This window comes from Paenibacillus sp. 2003 (assembly GCF_031455635.1).
GTDB lineage: Bacteria > Bacillota > Bacilli > Paenibacillales > Paenibacillaceae > Paenibacillus > Paenibacillus amylolyticus_B.
The window spans coordinates 41,436-63,934 of sequence record NZ_JAVDTB010000003.1; the positions used below are offsets into that span (position 1 = coordinate 41,436).

Below are 22,499 nucleotides of genomic sequence, written 5' to 3' on the forward strand. Positions count from 1 at the left end.
GTGATGAAGGAGGAGAACAGGATGAATCAGGAAGAGCAAGTACAGGTGTATATCGATGGATTACAGGAAAGAGCCAAGTCGTTAACAGGGGTACAGCTTGAGCTGGCAGGCTATGTTGTGGAGATCGCCGGATCTACGTATTTGCGTGGAGACGAAAAGATGTTTTTAAATACTGATAAGTTGCTTGGAAGGTTGTTTGCAGAAACGCAGAAACCATTATTCCAGCCACTATTGGATGTGCTCCAGCATCTGGCGAGCGAGTCATTGGTTGCACGATTCCGTTATATTGCAGAGCGTGCGACTCGTTTCCCATACAGTAACAACTATGAACGCCGGCCTTTTCGCACATCCGATCCGGAGCAGCATGTAGAACAAGTCATCCGTAAACTGATGGGATTGTTCCGTATGGAAATGAAAAGTTTCTCCCTGGAAGAATATGTGTCACTTCGTGAGTACAAGTTGGATTATCTGCATGAGATCCGTTGGGTTCTGGCGGATTGTATCGCTTATGAACTGGATCATCAGGGCGGAGATATGAAGCAGGCACTGCATGATATTATCTATGGTGACAATCAGACGGCGTTGTTAACCCATGAAATGATCAAAGGCATATTCATGAGCGATCAGGCGGATGCCTATCAGATGGTGGGTGAGCTGCTCGTTGCAGCAAGGTTGCAGGAAGGGCTGCGCCAAAGCATTGTGGAGCGGATGGATGAAGGGACACTGGAAGCCTATATTTACATATTAAAAATCATTATCGACAACAACTTGATTCGCTTCAGTTCCGTGGTAAGAGCGCTTGCCGTATGGACGGGGATCGGCATAGAAGCAGCCAACCAGCGTGTTGCCGTACAGTTGATTGAACAGGCCTATCAGGCGCTTGTGCAACCAGAAATACGCGAGGCCTGGCAACAGGAAGCTAACGCCAACAAACTCTTTATCAGTCTGTGGGCGACAGCGGTCATTGAAGAGAATGAATTGAAGAGCAAGATCATCGAGATTATGGATCAAGGTCAGTTATATCAGAAGATTGTTGCCCAATATGTACTGGCTAACAGCCAGAACCGAGAGCTTCGTTTGGACATTGCACGTCGTTATCTGGAGGCGCAGGATACCGAGTTGATGCACTGGATTGTGAGCAATTATGATGCGATGTATATGTACAACTGGAGTTTCGAGAATGGAGAGAATCAGCGTAGCGTCTACGTGTGGCCATTACCTGCTCTGGGAGATAAGGCCTTGCGGCGTAAGGACTTTGATCGGTTCAAACAGATGCTGGCTGCCATTCCAAAAGGCGGGTCAGGTGGACCATCGGGTGTACTTGAGTATGTTCACTACCAGATCGATACGGATGATGTAGTCAAGAAAATGTTATATTTGGCTGCATATGATATGGACCCGGAATGGATCGGGGAGGTCATCGCAATCAAGGACCGATTGAGCGCGGAACTGCGCGGAGAACTGCTGTCCCAGTTTGTTCAGCATCCTGATAATGAGGTACAAAGACAGTTTGTGTTTGAGAGTTTGTCTGATAAAAGCATCAGTAATCGGGAGAGTGCACTCGCCAAAGCGAAGCTGCTCACGTTGACGGTTGATGAGATGAAACAGATGGAGGCGTTGATGAAGCTCAAAACAGGCTCACTTCGTCAGAAGGTCATCCATGTATTGTTACTGCAACCCGTGGAACAATTGGCGGTCTCGCTGAAGCAACTTTTGGAGGCCAAGAGTGAACTGCAGCGCTTGGGTGCGCTCGAATTATTGACCGAGATTGCGGCAGATCCAGAGCGGATAGATCAGCAGGAGCAATTGCAGCCATTGGCGCAGCTGATTGAGACACCCACTGCCAAGGAGCAGAAACTGCTGGATAAGCTGACCGATCAGGGGAGTCGTTACACAACCTCTAATGGATTTGGTTTATTTGATCCGAAGCGACGTGAGCCATTGCTGGATGAGAAGCGTGATCTCAAGGGCCATAATCCGAAGGATATCTTTACACTCTCTCTGGATAAGACCAGACCATTTCTGGAGGGACTTAGTGAATTAGTGCATGAACACAGGGATTATGAGTACCAGGTGGAATACTACGCTGGCTACAAAGACACATTGTTAATCGGAGCGAGTCTTCGCTCCAAGGTTCCGTATGGAGAGCGGAATGAAATGAAGCAAATGGAACAGTTTCCGCTTCATGACGTATGGGAGAACTATATTCAACATGCCGGGTTTAGCAGTGTGGAACTGATGCAGTTGTATATGGGTATACAGCTCGGGGATTTCAATGGCAAATTGAGCGACCATTACAGTTACTTCCATGATCAGTATGGTTATGAAGAACTGCAAAAGATTCCGTTACTGGAAGGCTGGCGCAAGACATTTGCCGAACAGACCTATCCTCTGGATGATATCGAAAAGCTGCAGCAGATGCTGGATTCGTTAACGTATAAGGATCAGGTAGTGGCGCTGATATCGGCGGCATTTCTGGATAGCGATCCGATCGACACGTTTGAGATAGCTGAGAAAACCTGGGCCTCCATCATCGCGAGTGTGCCTGCTGATCGACTCGAGAAAGAGTCAGGCATGCTTCATATTCTGACTGGACCTTGGAATTATGTAGTTCGTGGCAAAATCCATGACGACAACAGCTTCAAACGTTTCTTTCAGACAGCTTACCAGTTCACCAGTCTTGTAGAGAGTAGTCAACCGCTGTCTTTACTGTCACTTGAAGATTTTCTGCGTGCGTTCCAGTTGAACCTGATTGATGAACAGGAGATATATCGACAGGTTCTGGTCGGTGGGAATCGTCTGATGTTTATTCGGAACTTAACATCCACTCGTACAGAAGGGATCGCAAGTGATCCGAAGCTGATTCACTTACGGGATACGGTCGTTAATCGGATTCTGGAGATCGAGCTGACCAGAGGAGAACTCTCTACAGAAGTAAGTACACTTGCCATGAAACTGGAACGAATTGAAGGCATGGAACACTGGGTACATCTGGTCTCGGCGATGGATCAGGATACATTTGTCCGTGGATATATCTATAGCTATGGAGACAACACAACACGTAAAGAGACGTTTAGCTATCTAATTCAGAATTGTCATCCACGGGAGGGAGAAGATGAGAAGCGTCTTGGAGCATTGCTCCAGAAGTATCCGGTGAATGAGAAAAAATTGCTGGAAGCAGCCATGTACGCCCCGCAGTGGATGGAGATTGTTGCGAAACATCTGGGATGGGAAGGTCTACGCAGTGCAGCCTGGTACTTCCATGCCCATATCAATGAACGCTTTACTGCGGAGAAAGAAACCATCGTGGCCCACTATTCTCCAATCTCACCACAGGACTTTAATGAAGGTGCGTTTGATATTGCCTGGTTCGAGGAGGCTTATGCTGCTGTCGGGGAGGAACGGTTCAATCTGTTATACGATTGTGCCAAGTACATTTCCGGGGGAGCTAATCACCGCAGATCCCAATTGTTCGCAGATGCTGCACTGGGCAAGCTTCGTCTGGACGACATGCGTGATTCCGTGTCAGATAAGCGAAACAAAGATCATTTGTTAACCTACAGTTTGATTCCATTCGCGGCTAATCGGGAACAGGATCTGCGTGAGCGATACGACTTCATTCAGAAGTTTCTGATGCAGAGCAAACAATTCGGTGCACAACGCCGTGCCAGTGAAGGTGTGGCATCACAGATTGCACTGGGCAATCTTGCTCGTAATGCAGGTTATGCCGATGTTACGCGGCTGATGTGGGACATGGAAGCACGTAAGTTGGATGAGATGAAATCTTTCTTTGAACCTCATGCATTGGATGCTGACACGACAGCGCAATTGGTCATCGATGAGGAAGGCCAACCCGAGATGGTTATCGTTAGCAAAGGCAAGACACTCAAATCTGTACCAGCTCGGTTCAAAAAAGATGGATATATCGCTGAACTGAAAGAGCTCAAATCGGATCTGGTGGATCAGTATCGCCGGGCACGGCAGGAGCTGGAACGTTCGATGACTGCTGGAACGTCCTTTACACGTGAGGAAATTGCCAGTCTGATGCAAAATCCGGTTATACATCCGCTGGTAAGAACACTTGTATTCCAGTCAGGTGACAAGACGGGACGATTCGATGTAGCATCCAATGGTTTGGTTGCTCCAGGGCCGGAGGGTACGAACCATACACTAGCGGAACAGGATCAACTGTTGATTGCTCATCCGCTTCATCTGTATCAGAGCGGAAGCTGGAGTGAATTCCAGCGGGATCTGTTCACCCGTCAGGAGCGTCAGCCGTTCAAGCAGGTATTCCGTGAGCTATATCTTCCTAACGAGGACGAATTGGCTAATGGTACGGTGTCCCGCCGCTATGCCGGGTATCAGATTCAACCGAAAAAAGCAGTAGCTCTGCTTAAAGGACGCCAATGGACTGTCAGTTATGAGGAAGGTCTGCAGAAGGTAAGTTACGAGCACAATCTGATTGCGAATCTTTATGCCATGGCAGATTGGTTCTCACCAGCAGATACGGAGGCACCTACCTTGGAGACGGTGCAGTTCTACGATCGTAAGAGCTACAAACCTGTAGCGCTGCAAGATGTACCGCTAACGTTCTTCTCGGAAGTCATGCGTGATATCGATCTGGTGGTCAGCGTTGCACATGTGGGAGGCGTAGATCCGGAAGCCAGCCTGACAACAATCGAGATGCGTCACGTTATTGTGAACGAGTCTTTGCGTCTGCTGAAGATCGACAATGTACGTTTGGACGGGAATTACGCAAGAATTGATGGTGAATTGGGTGAGTATGCTGTTCATCTGGGGAGTGGTAATGTGTTCAAACAAGCCACAGGTGCACTTCATATCGTACCAGTGCACAGTCAGCATCGGGGTCGAATCTTCCTGCCATTCCTTGATGAAGATCCGAGAACGGCTGAGATTCTGTCCAAGGTGATGTTGCTTGCCGAAGATAAGAAGATCAAGGACCCGCAGATTCTTGCACAGTTACAGAACTAGAAGTGATTGAACAGAAGTGAGCCGCCCCTCTTGGGGCGGTTTTTTATTTGTTACTCTGGAGAAATTCCAACATAAAGGCAACTGAAGAACCTGTTAAAAGGGACCTCAGTTGCTTTTAAATTTTTGGATATTTCAATGGACCGGATTGGTTCCGGTTTCAATTAGACTTAGGACCCAGAGCGTGTTGGCATATTCCTTAATCTGATAATTAATTGCATTAATTGGTTGAATGGGAGTGGGTCGAACTGACTGTTTTTAAAAGTAAAGAATTTGTTCGAAAGTAGTTACGGAAATGTAAATAATTCGTTTTCTTGTTTTGTTATCTGAATTATTAATATGGTGATTCCAAAGAACTAGGCTTGTTCTAATCGGTCATTTACCAAATTTAAGGGGATGTAATTCATGTTCATGTCGGCTATCGTTAGGAAGCGAAATCTGCTGACTTGCTTGCAGGCTGCAGTTTCAGAAGCCATGTGCAGGACGACCTGAATGCTTGAAAGACTGGGATCAAGCCAGTTTGCATTCCCTTGTATACATGTATTCAATATGTGCACAAGAAAAATGATCAAGAGAGAAGGAGAACTTACAACATGAACAGAAGACTCAATCTGATTTTCCTCAAACGATGGTTTATGTTATTAATCATCGTGGCGGTTGCGGCTATGCCGCTGCACGCCTTCGCCGCGGAGGCGGATTCTGGGGCCAATCGGCCTTGGATGAACACATCTCTATCAGCGGAGGAACGTACCGAGCTGCTGCTCAAGGAGATGACGCTGGAGGAGAAAGTTGGATTCGTAACCGGTAAAGTAAATAACTATTATGGTTTCTATAATGATGGACTGGAGCGCCTCGGCATTCCGGCATTACAGATGGCAGATGGACCCGCAGGAGTACGTGTGGCAAACCCGGATGTACAGGACAAAAAGTCCACGGCATTGCCTGCACCCATCGCGCTTGCCGCTTCCTGGGATACCAATCTGGCCAAGAAATATGGCGATCTGATCGGTCAGGAAGCACATGATACAACACATAATGTAGTGCTCGGCCCTGGGCTGGATATTGCACGTACACCATGGGGTTCCCGGAACTTCGAATCTCTCGGGGAAGATCCTCTACTGGCTTCCGGCATGGGTGCAGCGTATGTGAACGGGATTCAAAGTAATCCGGTTATCGCTACAGCGAAGCACTACATCCTGAACAACCAGGAGACGGAACGTTTCACGACCAATGCAACAGCCAGTGAACGTGCGATTCAGGAAGTCTATGCACGTCCGTTCCAGGCGATGGTCGAAAAAGCGGATCTCGGTTCAGCAATGTGTTCATTTAACCAGGTGAACGGTACATATGCTTGTGAGAACAAAGAGATGCTGACCAATGTCCTTCGGGATCAGTTTGGCTTCGAAGGGTTTGTCATGAGTGACTACGGTGCAAACTTCAGCACAGCCAAATCCGCCAATGCGGGTCTGGATCTGGAGACACCTGGAGAGCCGTATGGCAAATGGGGAGACAAATTGCTGGAAGCCGTGAACAATGGCGAAGTCAGCGAGAAAACCATTGATGAGAAGGTTAGACGCATTTTGCTTCAAATGTTCGATAAAGGGCTGTTCGATAACCCTGTAACGAATACACAAATCAATGCCAAGAAAGACGGCAAACAGGCACGTGAAATTGCAGAAGAGAGCATGGTTCTTTTGCAAAACAACGATAATGTGCTGCCGCTGTCCAAGAAAAACGTGAAATCCATCGCTGTCATCGGTCCGGATGCAGATAACGCATCTGCTGCTGGTGGAGGTAGCAGTCTGGTTAATCCGACGTATACTGTAAGTCCGCTTCAAGGAATTCGTAACCGTGCCGGTAACGGTGTGGATGTAAAATATGCTGCCGGAACGGATCCTATCTCCGCAGGAGATGCATTTAATGGACCATCCGCCGTACCTTCTACTCTTTTATCACCAGCGGATGCTCAGGAAAGTGAAAGAGACTATGGTACAGATCGCGCGGAATACGGTCTGCGTGCTGAATACTGGACGAATAAAGATATGGAGGGTAATCCTTCTTTGGTCCGTACGGACAATCAGGTCAACATGAATCTTGGATTCTACAACTATGAAGGTTTTAACGCACAATCTTCCAAGCTTCCAGTGACACCAACGAAATTCAATGCCAAAATGTCTGCTCGTTGGACAGGGGCGATCACAGCACCTCAAACGGGTGAATATAAACTGTCCCTGACCAGTCTAGGTTCTGCAAAACTGTATGTGGATGATAAGTTACTCGTAGACAATCAAGGTGAAACATTGAGTACAACGAAGAAAGAAATCACATTCAAAGAAGGCGAGTCCCACAATATTCGAATTGAGTATCGTACGGATTTCCCGGTACAGACCAATCATGATATGGGTGCACAGGTTCGTTTTGGCTGGGAAGCTCCAGAAGACGCTGTGGATATCAAAATGCAAAAAGCAGTTGAGCTGGCGAAAAAATCCGATGTTGCCGTCGTGGTAACTCGTACGTATGACAGTGAAGGTTACGTCGACCGTTCCGACCTGGAGCTGCCGAATAACCAGGAGCAGTTGATCCGCAAGGTAGCTGCAGCCAATCCAAAAACGATTGTGGTGCAAATGAGTGGTCGCGCTGTTGAAATGGATTCCTGGCAAAAAGAAGTGCCATCCATCGTTCAGGCTTGGTATGCAGGTCAGGAACAAGGTAATGCAGTGGCACGTGTGCTGTTTGGTGATGTGAATCCATCCGGTAAGTTGCCGGTGACGTTCCCATCAGATGATTCCCAGACCCCGGTATCCACTGCGGAACAATTCCCGGGTGTTAACGGGGTGGGCAACTATTCCGAGGGTATCTTTGTAGGGTACAAAGGATATGACAAAGAAGGCATGACACCGGCGTTTGCTTTTGGACACGGACTGTCGTATACCGATTTTAATTATCGTAATCTGCATGTGAAGAACACAGGCAAAGGCGACAAAGCAACTGTAGAAGTATCTCTGAACCTGCGCAATACAGGTAAAGTTTCCGGTGCAGAAGTTGTACAGGTCTATGTTGGCAATCTGCCAACTAAAGTTGAAACGCCAGAGAAGCAGCTTGCTGGTTGGGCGAAGGTAGATCTGAAGGCAGGCAAGCAGCAGCGGGTCAACATTCAACTGGATCGCAGCGCATTGTCCTACTGGGATGAAACATCCCATGAATGGGTAATGCCTAAGGGTAAAGTCCAAGTGTATGTTGGCAGTGCATCGGATGATATCCGTCTAACAGGCAGTGTGAATATCGGAAGCAAGTCCGGTAAATAAAGTTCAATTAGGGAGATTGGAAGGTGTTCTCCCAGTGAAGTTAGTTATTTGTGTCAAATGCAGTTTGTTCTAATTCATATAGATTAGGAAAATGAGTCGTGGCCTAGTGGCCGCGGCTTTTTCCACAATGGAAGGAGAGTGAAGCGTAATGTACATAGATTGGCGAGAACATCCCAAACGATGGATCATCCTGTTAATCGCTGTTTGTTGTGTCAGTGTAGGAATCTGGCTTATCTTCAACCGAAGTGAACAACCTGCTCCGCCACCGGTTGTGGACAAACAGAGAACGGCCGAAGTCTGGCTAACCACGGGAGATCAGCAAAATCTGCTTACACCACAGAAGCCCATTCCAATTACAGATCACCATGATGCAGAACCAAGTTCTTCAGTTTCTTCAACGCAGGAGTCAGACATTTCTTCGTCAGCGTTCACCATACGGATCGACCCGGACAAGACGTATCAGACTATGGATGGATTTGGCGCAGCGATGACAGGTTCGTCGACACATCTGATTAATCAGCTTCAAGATGAGAAGCAAGAGCAACTGCTGAAGGAACTGTTTACAACGGAAGGGCTGAACTTGGATATGGTGCGTCATACGATTGGTGCCTCCGATTATTCGGTAGATGAATCAGGTGTGGCTTCAAGTTATACCTATGATGATATCGAGTCCGACACGGACTATGAGATGGAACACTTTTCGATCGAAAAGGATCAGGAAGTCGTGAATATGCTGGAGCATGTGACTGGGCTCAAACCGGATCTTAAAGTGCTGGGCACACCGTGGACGGCCCCGGCCTGGATGAAGTATGGGGAGAAGACCACTAACGGTTGGTATCTGGATTATAACGATCCCCAGGTGTATGAAGCGTACGCGAGATATTTTGTGAAATATATCAAAGCTTATCAGGCAAAGGGCATTCCCATCTACGGGATGACGTTGCAAAATGAACCGGAGTTCACCTCGGATAAATATCCGAGTATGAGTATGGGCGCCGAAGAACAAGCCATGTTCATAAGGGATTATCTAGGCCCGGCGCTACAGGATGCAGAACTGGACACACGAATCATCGCGTATGATCATAACTGGGATCAGGCGGTTGAATATACCGGTAAGGTGCTTGGTGATGAGCAGGCCACTGCATATATCGATGGATCTGCTTTTCACTGTTATGCAGGTGATCCATCTGCCATGTCGGAAGTGCATGAGCGCTTCCCGGACAAAAATATCTATTTTACCGAATGTAGTGGTGGGGAGTGGAGTCCTGATTTTGGCGAGAATCTTATCTGGCAAATGTCCAATCTCATCATTGGTGCACCTCGCAACTGGGCGAAAAATGTGCTGCTCTGGAACATTGGACTTGATCCGCAAGGTGGACCCACGAACGGTGGCTGTGAGAACTGTCGTGGGGTTGTGACGATTGACCCGGAGCGTGATGAAATCACCAGAAATGTCGAGTATTATGCGTTAGGCCACATCAGCCGTTATGTGCGTCCGGGAGCTGTGAGAGTTGAATCCACGCAAGAACAGGGCAAGATCGAGAACGTAACCTTCCGCAATCCTGACGGAACGATGGCGCTGGTTGCAGCTAACACGGGTGAGGTAGAAGTTTCCTTTGATGTAGTCATGGGCGGAGATTCGTTTCAATATATACTGCCTTCCCAGTCGGCAGCAACCTTCCGTTGGAAGCCAAAAACGGGGGTAGAACGTTGACTCAAGATTGGAAATTATGGGTACAGATTGAATGATGGACATGGTAAAATAAATGTAGAATTATTTCAAATATGATGTATTAAACAAGTCCGATCCTAGATCGGGCTTTTACATAACCTTTTACTTTTAATAGAAAAGGAGAATACGTTGGACATGTTAGTCGTTGCATATCGGGAACAGGATCATGACAAGTTGGTTGGAATCTGGGAGAGTGCTGTGCGGGCAACCCATACGTTTTTGGAAGAGCATCACATTCAGTTCTACAAAAAAGTGGTGAGTGATGTGTTGCAACAAAAACAAGTTGAGATTTGGGAAGTGCTCAATACGAAGCAACAACCCGTGGGTTTTATTGGTGTGGATGATAACTTTATCGAGATGTTGTTTGTAGATCCGAGCCAACACGGACAGGGTCTGGGACGTCTTCTAATAGACCATGCCTTCGAAATCAAAGGCCGTCACCTCAAGGTGGATGTTAATGAGCAGAATACTGGGGCAGCCCGATTCTATGAAAAGATGGGATTTGTACAGATGGGGCGGTCTGAATTGGATAGTTCCGGTAATCCGTTTCCACTGTTGCATCTGGAGATCAAACAGGAAGAGGCCGAGAGATTGTCGTAATGGATAGACCATGAGTTATACATGACCAGGATGAGGAGTGTGCAGGATGACACAGATCAAGGTGACACCGGAACAACTGGAGACAGTCAGTGGGCAGTTCGCTCAGGCACATCAGCAATTATCGGGCTTCATGTCCACATTGGACGGCAAGATGAGTGTCATGCGCAGCAACTGGGATGGCATGGAGCGTGAGCGTTTTTATAACGATTATTCAACGGCTCAAGGCACGATGAAATCTGTTCTGGAACTGGTTCTGTCCATTCAGTCGGAGCTTAAGAAAATTGCCGAGCGTTTCCGCACGACAGATGAGGAGGCGGTGAGCCAGGCAATCATGACGGCGCTGACCGCAGCGCGGGCGCTATCAACCATGGGCAAAAATAAAGGCGATGATCTGGACAAAACGCCAGGTCCACCAAAGAACATGGATGAATGGGATGAGAAGGATGCCGAGAAATACCAGAACTATGAGGAAATGCTGAAGAAAGCCAAAGAGATGGGTGACGTAGAACTGGCGCAGCAGATTCAGGCCAGCATGAACATCATTCGGCTTCAGTATGAAGATGTAATCTATCAGACTGACCCCAACACGGGCAAGACGTTAAAAATAACCGAGGATTCCATCGTAGGTACGTATCAGGTGAAAAGCGACAAGGGCGAAACGACCACCATCAGTCTGGATAAACAGGGCAATGTGGTGGACTATACCAAAGATACGGAAAAGTATAAGTATTCGGAGCAAACGCACACCACCAGTCAAGGCGAGCATCTCTTTGGCAAAGCAGCACAAACGGCTACAGCCTACGGCATTGGTCTGCTGCTCACAAGCAAGACGGGCTCTGCCTTCACGGAACATGCGACAGGACTAGGTTCATCCTTCGTCGCGGACAAATTCCTGTTCTCCGTGCCGGAGGAAGGCGAGACACGTACGATGATCTACCGTACCAATAAGGAAACGGGCAAAATGGAAAATATGATCGTGGTCACGCGTGGCGACAACGATATTGAATATACTCCGTGGCGGGATTACTTCTAAGCCACGGATGGAATTCGCAGGCGGGCAACGCAGGGCTACCTGATTGCGGCCTGCTTGCCGACCCGCGGGATGGGGGCCATGTGTGTTCATGTGACACATGGCTAAAAGCAAGGGGCAGGCGGCTTATCCGTGAGCCTGCCCATAGAGAAACACCCCGGCAACCTTCTCCCTGAGATGGGAAGGTTGCCGGGGTGTTTTGGATTCTCCTTACCGATTAGCCACGGTCAACGGACCGGGCTGTAAGGAGGGCTTTTTTTTGCCAGAGATTAATGTGTCTCTTCATCCAGAAACGGTTTGTTCACCGCATAATACATGAAGCCCATCAGCAGAACACCACCCACCAGATTACCCAAGGTCACGGGAACCAGGTTGTGAAGCACACCTTCAAATGAGATCGTCCCCGGGTGGTTAAGCACAAGTGCAATCGCGAACGTACACATATTGGCAATGCTGTGCTCGTATCCCGAGATGAAGAAGCAGAATACAAAAAGCATCATGGCAAACATTTTGGCTCCATTCTCCTTCATGAACATCGGGACAAAGAACGCCATACATACAAGCCAGTTACACAGGATTCCCCGGAAAAAGAGCTGCATGGTCGGAACTTCCATTTTGTGCTCCACCACGCTTAACAGAAAACCGTTCACCTGAGACGAGTCGAACAATCCGGTCAGATAGATTAACAAGGCAAACACAGCTGCGCCCATCAGGTTACCGCTATAACTCGCAATCCACAGCTTGATCACTTCGAACCAGCGCAGTTTTTTGCGTAGCGCCGCATACGTGTAATAAAACGTATTGCCCGTGAACAGGTCACCCCCGCCATAGGCGATCAGAATGATGGCCGCGCCAAACGTAATTGCCGCCATCGGATAGGTAAACGGGGACTGCTCCATATAAAAGAAGTTACCTGTCTTAAACGCCACGATGACGCCGAATCCGATAAACATACTGGCCAGCATGGAGCGTGCGAGGTACCTGATTAAACTTTGTTTGTAAATCTTGTGTTTCTTCAGAGCTAGTTGTTCCACGTTGCGTAAAGCTTCCGTTTCCATAATTCTCCTCCAATAGCTAAGTTGAATGATTGCATTAACTTACAAATCTCACCAAGTTCCTTTTATTATAACGATTTTTGAGATAGTAACACGCTTTTTCAGAAAAAGATTAGTTTTAATTTATTAAAGTTTTAACACAGAAAAATATAATATGTATCAATATTATTTGTACTTTTTGATTAGTTATTTGCACATTTTTCTTGTGCCAAAACCCCAAAATTTATATAGGACAATGTATTCCCATGTTAAGCGAAATCAGTGTGGATTCCTTCTGTATAAGCTCCTTTAATCTGGATTTTTTTCTAGTTATTTTGTTCAGAAATTGTTCAGAAAATCTTGATAAGCTATGTGCCGAAAACGAGTTTATTGGGAGGAACAAATATGAATCAGGATTGGAAGAAAGTGTTGCTGACTTCACTTGTAGTAGGCATGTTGTGGGGAACTCAATTTGTCAACGCAGCAGAGCAAACTGGAGAATCAACAGACTCCATCTCGTCGGTTTTTACAGATCAGACCGATATCCGCTCGACCTCTCTTCAGGCCGTAAAGGAAGCAGTAGAGAAAGGATTAATTTCGGGTTATCCAGATGGATCATTTCACCCAGACCAGCCTTTGACTCGAAGGGAAATGGCCGTGTTATTAGCCAAAGCATCACAATTAGAGATTGATAAGACCTCCAACACTGGACTTAACCATTCAGATTGGGCGACTCCTTATATTGAAGCAATTCGTCAAATGGGATGGATGACCGGAGATGCAACAGGCAATTTCCGTGCTAACGATCCGATTCGTCGGGAAGAGCTTGCTTCCATTTTGGTAAGAGTGACAGGAACACAAGGAGCAAAAGGAGGACAACAACAGACACTTACAGATGAACCCACGGTGAGTGGCTGGGCTAAAGAACAGGTACATACGGCGTTGAAATTGGGGTTATTGGATTCAAATGAGGGGAAATTTGAATCCAAGGCTCTGGTGGAACGGCAAGATATAGCGAAGGTTCTCGTAGATGTTTTCCAGACGGGTGAGCGAACAGCTTCTTTGACTGCCTTGGACGGAGATGTTGCCTATATGGATGGACGTCCTTTTGTGATCAGTCAGGAATTACAAAGCATCTTGAATGATGAGAACAAAGAGGCATTACAAAATGCTGTAATTACTTATGATGCACGTACACGTAACCTGTCTGCATTATCAGAAATCCAGATTACCCAAGCAGGCACACTTCAAAATTACGTGACATTGAATTTGGTCGGTACCTCCTATCAAGGTGTGGTTACAGTCTCTTCAAATCACGTTGCTCTGAAAGCTGATACCTTGTCCAAGGTTGTATTAAAACCAGGCGTAAGCGCTATAACGATTGATGGAGATATCGATGCGATAACCGTAGATACGACTGACAAAGTCACTGTTCTTGGAAGTGGGACTTGGAAGGAAGTTGTGTTGAACGACGTGAAATCCTTTATTCAATTACCGGAAAGTGTGAAAACAAATACAGTTATTCTTCCAAAAGGCGGAGTAAGCTCACAGATCATTCGCAGTACACCTGCACTGACTGTGCCATCCAGCAATACAGCGACAAGCAGCCCCAATTCTGGAACAGGATCTTCAACACCAGCTCCTACACCGACTCCCACGCCGACACCAACTCCAGAACCTGAGCCGCCGGTTATTGTACCTCCGTCTCCCGAGAATCAACCACCTGTTGTTCAGTCTAGCATTTCTGACATGATGGTATATCTCGGAGAGGGAATGCAAGAGATTGATCTCGGTGCTGTATTCACTGATGCGGATGAGGATGAGCTGAGCTATGAGATTACGGAGATCGATCCTAACATCGCTACAGCGGATATTCACGGTTCAAAATTAAAAATTGTGGGCGTTGCTATAGGCCAAACCCCGGTTACGGTGAAAGCTGCAGATGGAAAAGGAGGAAGTGTATCGGCTTCATTCATTTATGTGGTCAAACCGGTCTTAATTCCACCGCCATTTCCACCAATCATCATTCCACAACCACCAATCAACCATGCTCCTGAAGTGGTAAAAACACTGCCAACTGTTGGAGTTGAATTGGGTACCATGAGCAAGACGGTTGATTTGGCTGATGTGTTCACAGATATGGATGGCGACATTCTAACGTATACAGCACAATCTTCTGATCCAGCTGTGGTAGAAGTGAGTGTCCAAGGAGATATATTGACTTTAGATCTCAAGAACGTCATTGGTTCCGCAACCGTTACCGTTAAGGCTACTGATCCCGCTGTTAAAGATGTTGAGACGACATTTACGGTTAAGGTGGAGGACCCGGATGCAGGAAAGGGTCTGTTTATTTCCGAGGTGGTCTGGGGAGAAGGCACTACTCAGGCGATCGAACTGTATAATCCAACGTCCAAACCAATTGAACTCAGTTATTTTGAGATTAAACGTAGTGATATTGATGATCCTATTACGTTTGCTTCCCGAACAACCATTGCACCTTATAAAACGTTGGTCATTGCCGATGACTCTACAGATTTCCCGATCAATGAGGACGAAATCTATTATATGTCCTTTAATTTTGATATTGTTCAACCCAAAGACATCACTTTGATACTCTATCAGATTAGCGATGGAGAACCCATGGATACAGCCATCTTGAAGCCTGCGCAATCTTTAACAAGAACGTCAGGTAATGTTCATGGTGATGCAAATTATGACGGGGCACGGTGGATCCAACAAGGAGAGAACTATTACAACGGTCTGGGTAACTACACATCCTCACCTTCCATTCCTTAATTTTCGAAATATCCCACATCATGAAGGAGAACCTCTATGCCAAAAATAAGAAGGACTGTGCAGCTCGCTTTGATTGCGTTGCTTCTTTCCAACACTGTACCCGTATCTGCACAACATGATAAGTCAGAGGCACAGACTGTGTCTGTGTCTGGCATATCCTCAGCTCATCATAACAATAGTAAGTTGAACGATGTTATGAATAGGGCCTTATCCATGGGATTCATCAAGGGAGATCCAGATGGAAACGTTCGTGCATCTGATCCAATCACCCGTCAGGAACTTGCAGTTGTTCTTGCTCAAGCTCTGGGTCTCACACTGGACAAGTCAGTTTCAGCATCTTTTACGGATGTGAAATCTACTAGCTGGTCAGCACCTTCCATTCAGGCGGTCAAGAAGGCGGGGATTTTGCAAGGAGATGCAACAGGGCGCTTCCGTCCACAGGCCCAGATCACTGGACAGGAACTGGTAACAGTTCTGGTAAGAGCCACGGCTTTGGCTAAACAAGAAGTTCAGGGGTATCCCCTTCCTTCAGATTGGAAAGGAGCGAGTACGTGGGCTGCTCCATATATTCGAACTGCTGAGAAGGCTGAACTTCTAAGCGAATATCAGGGAGAGAATAAAGTTAAACAAGGGCTTGTTCGGGGCGAAGCCATAGGCATGCTGCTGTCGGCGATGTTCCCGGAAAACCGCTTGTCTGTCATTCAGTCAATCGAAGGAAAGCAGATTCAGATCAACGGTGTTATTTATCAGATCTCTGAACAAGTGGCAGGTCTTCTGAATAACCGTAATAAGGCTGTATTGGATCAGGCTGGAATACAGTTTAAGAGTCGAAATCATACGCTCACCGAAATTAACGTGTTGGAAATTAGAACAGGTGGTCAAGAGGTGGGCCAAGGAAAAGCTGAATTTAGCGGCAATCTGCTATTGGATGGCGGAGACGCTGTAATTCATGGGGATCTAACCACGAAAACAGACTTTGTTTCAGTAGAAGGACTTACAGTCAAGGGCAAGCTGACGATTGCACCCGAGGTCAAGCATGATTTTTATGCCAAAAATATCAATGTGGAACAGTCTGTCTTCGTTTATGGCGGCGATAGTAATACGGTTGTATTTGACAATTCCACTCTCAATAACGTGGATGTAGATAAAAGCGATGTACATGTGGCACTAACAGGGGATACCCGTACTCAAGAAGTTAACATTAGATCAGACAGTATGCTTAATATCGAGAAAACGGCTAATCTCCCGTTATTAAATATTCTCGAAGGTGCAAGCAAAGTGGAGCTACAAGGAGCCGTTGAGACGGTTCATGTGAATACATCCAAGTCCCTGCAACTCAACGGTAACATCACTTTACAACAGCTTAATGTGGATGGGACAGGCGCTGTCAACATTAATGCTGCAGGCACCGTTCAGCAGCTTCAAGTGAATAACCCTTCCGCGCAGGTTAATGTGGCGGGCAATGTGAAAGTTTCAGAGATTTCTTTGGCTGCCGGAGTTTCGTCTTCAGTTGTGAGTGGAAATACAGGATCGGCATCTTCCAATACGGTATCTCCTTCATCAGGGGGAGCGAGTGGGGGGAGTGGAGGCGAAACATCTCCTGTTGTTGCCAATCGTGCTCCTGAACTACTAAAACCATTTGAAAGTCGCAAGTATACGCAAAATGGACAAGGAGCAACGTTAAACCTAAACAAATATGTGACTGATCCGGATGGTGACTTGGTAACTTATACGGTCAGTTCATCCAAACCTGCCGTAGCAAAGGTTATCCTGAATGGATCGCAATTAGATATTGTTCCCTTGGGGGATGGCACGGCTACCATAACGGTGACTTCCAATGATGGTCGTGGTAAAAGGCTGAGATCCACATTCGAAGTCTACGTGAATAGACCTCCTCTTGCATCGCCAATTCCTGATCAGGAATTGATAGCTGAATCAGGTAGCAAGGATGTGGATCTCATGGTCTATGTTATGGATGATGAGAAATATGAATCGGAGTTGCTATACAGTGTAACGAACAGTGCCACGGAAATCGTGGACACAGAAATCGTGAAATCGAACTATGCTGAATCTGTATTGAGGTTAACGCCTAAAAAGGCGGGGGAAGTTGTTCTTAAAATTAAGGTGGATGATGGACAAATTGCAGATGATGGCAGTACGGGAATTACTGAACTCGACATGAAAGTTGTTGTTCTGCCACCACTCAATCGTGCGCCTGTGGGGGAAGCTCCATCGAAAATAGAGGTATACCTGGGGGATGACATCCCTGTAGTGAAATTAAACGAGGTATATACTGATCCAGACGGTGATCCTTTGACGTATACAGCGACTTCATCCAATCCAGACGGGGTAACAGTAGAGGAGAATGCGGGTGAACTGAAGTTAACATCACTTCAAAATGGGACGTATAGGATATCTTACACAGTGAATGACGGTAACGGAGGAATCACTGAAGATTTTTTCGATATCGATATTCTACTAGTGCCAAATCATAATCCGGTAGGAAATTCACCAGGATGGGTTGAAGCATATCTGGGTTTCCTGACAGATCCTATCCCCTCGGTGGACTTAAATGATTATTATACAGATCCGGATGGTGACCCACTCACATTCAGTGCATACTCCTCTAATCCTGACTTAATTGTTGAGGAGGAAGCGGGTGTACTGAGCTTTACCGCTCTAGAATTTGGAGAATACGTCATTTATTATTCAGTAGAGGATGGAAAAGGAGGTTCCATTTCAACCGCATTTCAGATAAGGGTTAATCCTAAGCCTAATGCTTCTCCTGTGCTTACTCAGAATCTGCCTGCTCAAACGTTGTTTGTAGGCAAGGAAGATACGATCATTAATCTCTCGGGATATTTTAATGATCCCGATGGAGATGCATTAGAGTTTCATACACCACTTGATTTCAATAATCTCCTGATCGCAGCGGTAGATATTCAAGATAACAAGCTGATTATTCATCCAAGACAGGTTGGCAAATTTCAAGCTAACATCAAAGCAAAAGATATGTATGGAAAAGAAGCGACAGCCTATATTGATATTGAAGTTCTTGAAACTGGAAATATCAGTTCAATTCCGGATCAAACGGTAACATGGCCTTGGTCTGCTCTGAATCTTGATTTGACGTCGTACCTGATGAATTTTGATACAGCCACGTTAACGGTGGATGCTTCCTCAGCAGATACCAATATTGCGACAGTCTCTGCCAATGGTTCACTGATAGCTGTTGCTCCAGTTGCTGAAGGAAATACGACAGTGACGTTAACGGTATATGACCAGAAAGGGCGTAGTGAACAAGCGTCCTTTGGTGTGACTATACAAGGCGAGCCTGCTGGTCCTAACTTGGCCCCAGAGGTAGCAAGTAACATTTACGAACAAGTTTTAACACCTAATGTAACGAATGAGCGCACGTTTGACCTGAGTCAACTGTTCAGTGACCCCGATGGAGATGCGTTGCAGTTCACGATAAGCAACAGCTCAAATGAAGCGGTGAATGCAAGCATTAATGGTAACCAGATCATACTAAAACCGGGGACTGGGAACGTAGTTGCTCCTCTAACCATAACAGCGAAGGATGGAAAAGGTGGACAGGTAGATTACACCTTCAACGTTCGGACTGCTTCTCTGGTTAACGGTGGGGTCATGCAGATCAACACCAAGTCCGGTGTCATAGATCCTCTGAATCTTGCAGCGTCCAATTGGTTCCCTGGGCAGACGAGTTTTAAAGTATATAGCGGTACGCCGGATTCGACGTTTACAGGACCGGATACGATTAATTCTTCCCAGATCCCTTTGAGTGTATCTCCATTATTATTCTGGATCATAGGGAATGACGGTAGGGCCGTGGTCGTTCAGGTGAACTCGAAAAATCAGGGCACGTCAGAGTTATTCTTCTCTCAGTATGTAGATGCAGGAAATGGACGCAGTGTTGTTCAACTTTATTACACAGGTGACGGTGATCCGTCACATAAAGCAACCGGGTATCAATTGGAAGTTCATCAGTGGATGAAAAAGACATCCACAATGAAAGTGACAACCAAAAACATATTTGATGTTACTCCAGGGTTACCTTATTTAAACATCAATTATACTTTTTACGACTTTTTCGATATAACTACAGCCCAGTATTACAATGATGAATTGGAATTGTATAACCCGAATGAGTATAACGTTGTTGCTTTGGTTCTCAAAAAGGATGGACGAACTGTAGATGTATTAGGTGATCCAACTTCACATGATCAATTCATGCCTGCTGGCGGGACGTTTATCCGAAAACGCGGGATATATACGGGTTCACAACAGTTCTCATTAACCGGTGAATGGAATGAGTTCCCTAAAGGAACTTTACAGTACGTGGGTAAACATACACCGTAGACTTGTATTTGCTACAATGGCGTTTAGTTTAACAGATCAATAAAGATAATCCTCCATGCTCCCAACGTGAGCATGGAGGATTTTTATTTAACCGGATATGGATACATGCAGGATCTGAGAATCTCAATCTTCTGCTCCTCCGTTCGTTTACGCGGTGCCAATTCTTCTACATAAGAACGCTCCAGTTTGGCGCGCATGAAACACTCTGCATATTCGTTGGGATGTGAATGAAGCTCTTTGGCATATTCTCCAAATGCGCTGACATCCCGTACCTTTTCCAGTACGCTGTTCAGCAGTGGACTCCCAGCATAGAGCAGGGAGTCTGTTTCTCCGGATTCAAACTTGAGGAACAGAATAGCTTTCTGTAGGGCGTTGATTTCACCTTGGGTGAGGTAAATGGGTTTCGTGATGTGCTCTTTGGTTTGCTCAGGTGCAGGTTCGTTATGAGTCATGGATGTTCACTCCCTGGTATTGAAAGCAGAACACGTTTCGCAGACGCACCGAAATCGGAATGAGATTGAAGAGATTTTAGCGCAAGGACTGCGCCCGGAACATGTTTGTGAGCAGTAAGAATAGCAAAAGCTGCGCTTTGAAGTAATATATAGGCATTTCCCTCCAGCACTTCCTGAGCCAATTGGATCTCGGCTTCTGTGATGGGCAGTAGAGCGAGGGTTTGCAAGACGTAATTCTGTACATCCTCATCTTCTTCTGAGTCACGAACAATTTGCGCGGCAGCATGAAGGATTTCCCCCAGAAGAGCAGAGGAGCCTGCCATGCCTAAAGCACGCCAAGCTTCGATACGGATGAGATCCTCTTCATGTGTATCCATGCCAATAGCGAGAACTTGCTGAGTAAGGTGATTATCGGTTAGTTCGATCAGATCACGAAGTGCCTTTAGTTTTTCTTCACCACTGATTTCGTTAAAATCAGGGTGTTCATTGTTGTTATTATGATTTAAATCAGACATGTCAGACATATCCTATTGTTCACCTCCTGAAGAATATTAAGATTGGGGTGGAAGCAGGATGGGACGGGCAGCCAAGGCTTCTTCCACAATCTGTTCAGGCGTCAGGTCTCGCTCATCCCAGAAAATCAGATTACTGATCTCCGCATGTGGAACCTGCTGCTGTAGCTCCGTCAACATGTCATCCAACTCGGCTTCCGTTCCTTCAGAGTCCATCAGTTTGCGAACCAATTCGACCAAATGTAATCTATTGTCCATATCGATACCTCCTGAATGATTCATAGTGTGAACAAACTAGTCTTTCATGGGCTGATTCAATGGATCATACGTAATGAGCGCCGGAAAAAAAATGGGCTCAAGCATCAGACTAATACGTTGTTCGTCTTGATCAGTATAAGAAATGAAATAGTTCCCGAAATGAGACTCGTAGTTAAAGTCTTGGAATTGAAAGGAATGTTCGGGATACTTTATCTTCACATATAACGTAGTAACTCCTCGGGCTAGGTTTCTTTTAACATAGGAATTTGGGCCACGATGATAATAGCAATAAGAACAATTAGTATACGTTTAGCGAGACGGGTCAGATGGATTCACCCCATTATTGTAAATCAATTTTCAACAATTCATGAAGGCCCATCTCAAAATGGATGTCACTCCATAAAGATAGCCAGATTACCAAATTGCTCGCCTTTTTCCATACGTTCGAATGCTTTTGCTACGTCTTGCAATGGATATACGCCATCAATTACAGGATGTATATCATGTTGCTCCACCCATTGCAGCATCTGGATAAACTCCTCAAGGCTGCCCATAGAGGTGCCGATCAGACTGATCTGCGGGAAGAAGATGGAGCGAATGGGTACGGTCAGATCATCCCCCGAGCTTGCACCATACATCACGATACGTCCACCTGGTCTGATTATATCAAAATATTTTGGGAAAATGGCTTGTCCGATGCTATCCAAGATGATGTCCACAGGTTCCATATCGTTCTTCATACACCAATCGGCATGACTATCCAGTGCATGGGTAGCACCCAAACGCAGAGCTTCATTTCTTTTGGCTTCACTTCTGGAGGTGACGGTCACCTTGGCACCAGCCGCAACCGCCATGAGCAGGGCATAGGTCGCTACACCACCACCAATACCGGGAATGAGGATATGTTCACCTTGTTTCAGTTCACCGCGAGTGAACAAAGCACGGTAGGCCGTCAACGCCGAAAGGGACAGCACGCCTGCTTCCTCCCAAGATAGGTGGGCTGGCTTAGGCAGGGCATTTTCAGCAGGTAACGTGATATATTGAGCCAGCGTTCCATCCGTAGGACCACCAACAATATCGGGCACAATGGGCACGTTACTTGCAACTTCCCATCCGAGTGTAGGATGGATAATGACTTCATCACCTATTGCGAACCCTCTTACACCTTCGCCAATCTCAACGATGATACCTGCTCCATCGGAACCGGGAATGAGCGGGGCTTCCTGACTGGTGCGTCCTGCCATGATAAAAAGATCACGATGGTTGATTCCAGCGGATTTCAATTGGATCTGCACTTCCCCGGCTTCTGGTACCCGAGATGTTGACTCTGTATATTGAAGACCTGCAAGGCCGCTCTGGCCTGAATGTACGATAGCTTTCATGTTCAACATTCCTCCTGTCTGTGTAGCCA

At 46.4% G+C, this 22,499-nt stretch carries 12 protein-coding genes; 7 read left to right on the plus strand and 5 right to left on the minus strand.

The features are described from left to right. Positions 1-21 precede the first annotated feature (21 nt). The 5 genes from J2X75_RS15760 (at position 22) to J2X75_RS15780 (ending at position 11,659) form a co-directional block, all read left to right on the plus strand. Positions 22-4,992 carry a DUF4132 domain-containing protein gene (locus J2X75_RS15760; RefSeq protein WP_310337728.1) on the plus strand — a complete coding sequence of 1,657 codons (4,971 nt, stop codon included), beginning with the start codon at positions 22-24 and terminating at the stop codon, positions 4,990-4,992. Between the two features lie 590 nt (positions 4,993-5,582). Continuing rightward, a complete protein-coding gene (locus tag J2X75_RS15765; RefSeq protein WP_310337730.1) occupies positions 5,583-8,294 on the plus strand; it encodes a glycoside hydrolase family 3 C-terminal domain-containing protein in 2,712 nt (903 codons plus the stop codon). A 148-nt stretch (positions 8,295-8,442) separates the two neighbouring features. Then, the gene (locus J2X75_RS15770) at positions 8,443-10,008 is read left to right on the plus strand and encodes a glycoside hydrolase family 30 protein (protein WP_310337732.1); all 1,566 of its coding nucleotides are present in this window, start codon (positions 8,443-8,445) and stop codon (positions 10,006-10,008) included. 153 nt (positions 10,009-10,161) lie between these two features. Further along, the gene (locus J2X75_RS15775) at positions 10,162-10,626 is read left to right on the plus strand and encodes an acetyltransferase (RefSeq protein WP_397383749.1); all 465 of its coding nucleotides are present in this window, start codon (positions 10,162-10,164) and stop codon (positions 10,624-10,626) included. A 46-nt stretch (positions 10,627-10,672) separates the two neighbouring features. Next, entirely contained in the window at positions 10,673-11,659 is a 987-nt protein-coding gene (locus J2X75_RS15780; RefSeq protein ID WP_310337737.1) for a WXG100 family type VII secretion target, read from the plus strand. Between the two features lie 266 nt (positions 11,660-11,925). On the opposite strand, the gene J2X75_RS15785 is transcribed toward J2X75_RS15780, so the two are convergent. Continuing rightward, positions 11,926-12,714: a formate/nitrite transporter family protein gene (locus J2X75_RS15785; RefSeq protein ID WP_017690511.1), complete on the minus strand. Its 789-nt coding sequence runs from the start codon at positions 12,712-12,714 to the stop codon at positions 11,926-11,928. A 381-nt stretch (positions 12,715-13,095) separates the two neighbouring features. On the opposite strand from J2X75_RS15785, the gene J2X75_RS15790 reads away from it, so the two are divergent. Continuing rightward, positions 13,096-15,486: an S-layer homology domain-containing protein gene (locus tag J2X75_RS15790; RefSeq protein WP_310337740.1), complete on the plus strand. Its 2,391-nt coding sequence runs from the start codon at positions 13,096-13,098 to the stop codon at positions 15,484-15,486. 36 nt (positions 15,487-15,522) lie between these two features. After that, on the plus strand, positions 15,523-19,866 hold the full coding sequence (locus tag J2X75_RS15795) for an Ig-like domain-containing protein (protein WP_310337742.1): 4,344 nt from the start codon (positions 15,523-15,525) through the stop codon (positions 19,864-19,866). Between the two features lie 83 nt (positions 19,867-19,949). On the opposite strand, the gene J2X75_RS15800 is transcribed toward J2X75_RS15795, so the two are convergent. From J2X75_RS15800 to J2X75_RS15815, 4 genes are all read right to left on the minus strand, one after another. Then, positions 19,950-20,318 carry a hypothetical protein gene (locus J2X75_RS15800; RefSeq protein WP_310337743.1) on the minus strand — a complete coding sequence of 123 codons (369 nt, stop codon included), beginning with the start codon at positions 20,316-20,318 and terminating at the stop codon, positions 19,950-19,952. After that, the gene (locus J2X75_RS15805; RefSeq protein ID WP_310337745.1) at positions 20,315-20,842 is read right to left on the minus strand and encodes a hypothetical protein; all 528 of its coding nucleotides are present in this window, start codon (positions 20,840-20,842) and stop codon (positions 20,315-20,317) included. The genes J2X75_RS15800 and J2X75_RS15805 overlap by 4 nt, the downstream gene beginning before the upstream one ends. 27 nt (positions 20,843-20,869) lie before the next feature. Then, positions 20,870-21,088, minus strand: a complete 219-nt coding sequence (locus J2X75_RS15810; protein ID WP_310337747.1) for a hypothetical protein — start codon at positions 21,086-21,088, stop codon at positions 20,870-20,872. Between the two features lie 392 nt (positions 21,089-21,480). Continuing rightward, entirely contained in the window at positions 21,481-22,470 is a 990-nt protein-coding gene (locus J2X75_RS15815) for a quinone oxidoreductase family protein (protein WP_310337749.1), read from the minus strand. Positions 22,471-22,499: the final 29 nt, after the last annotated feature.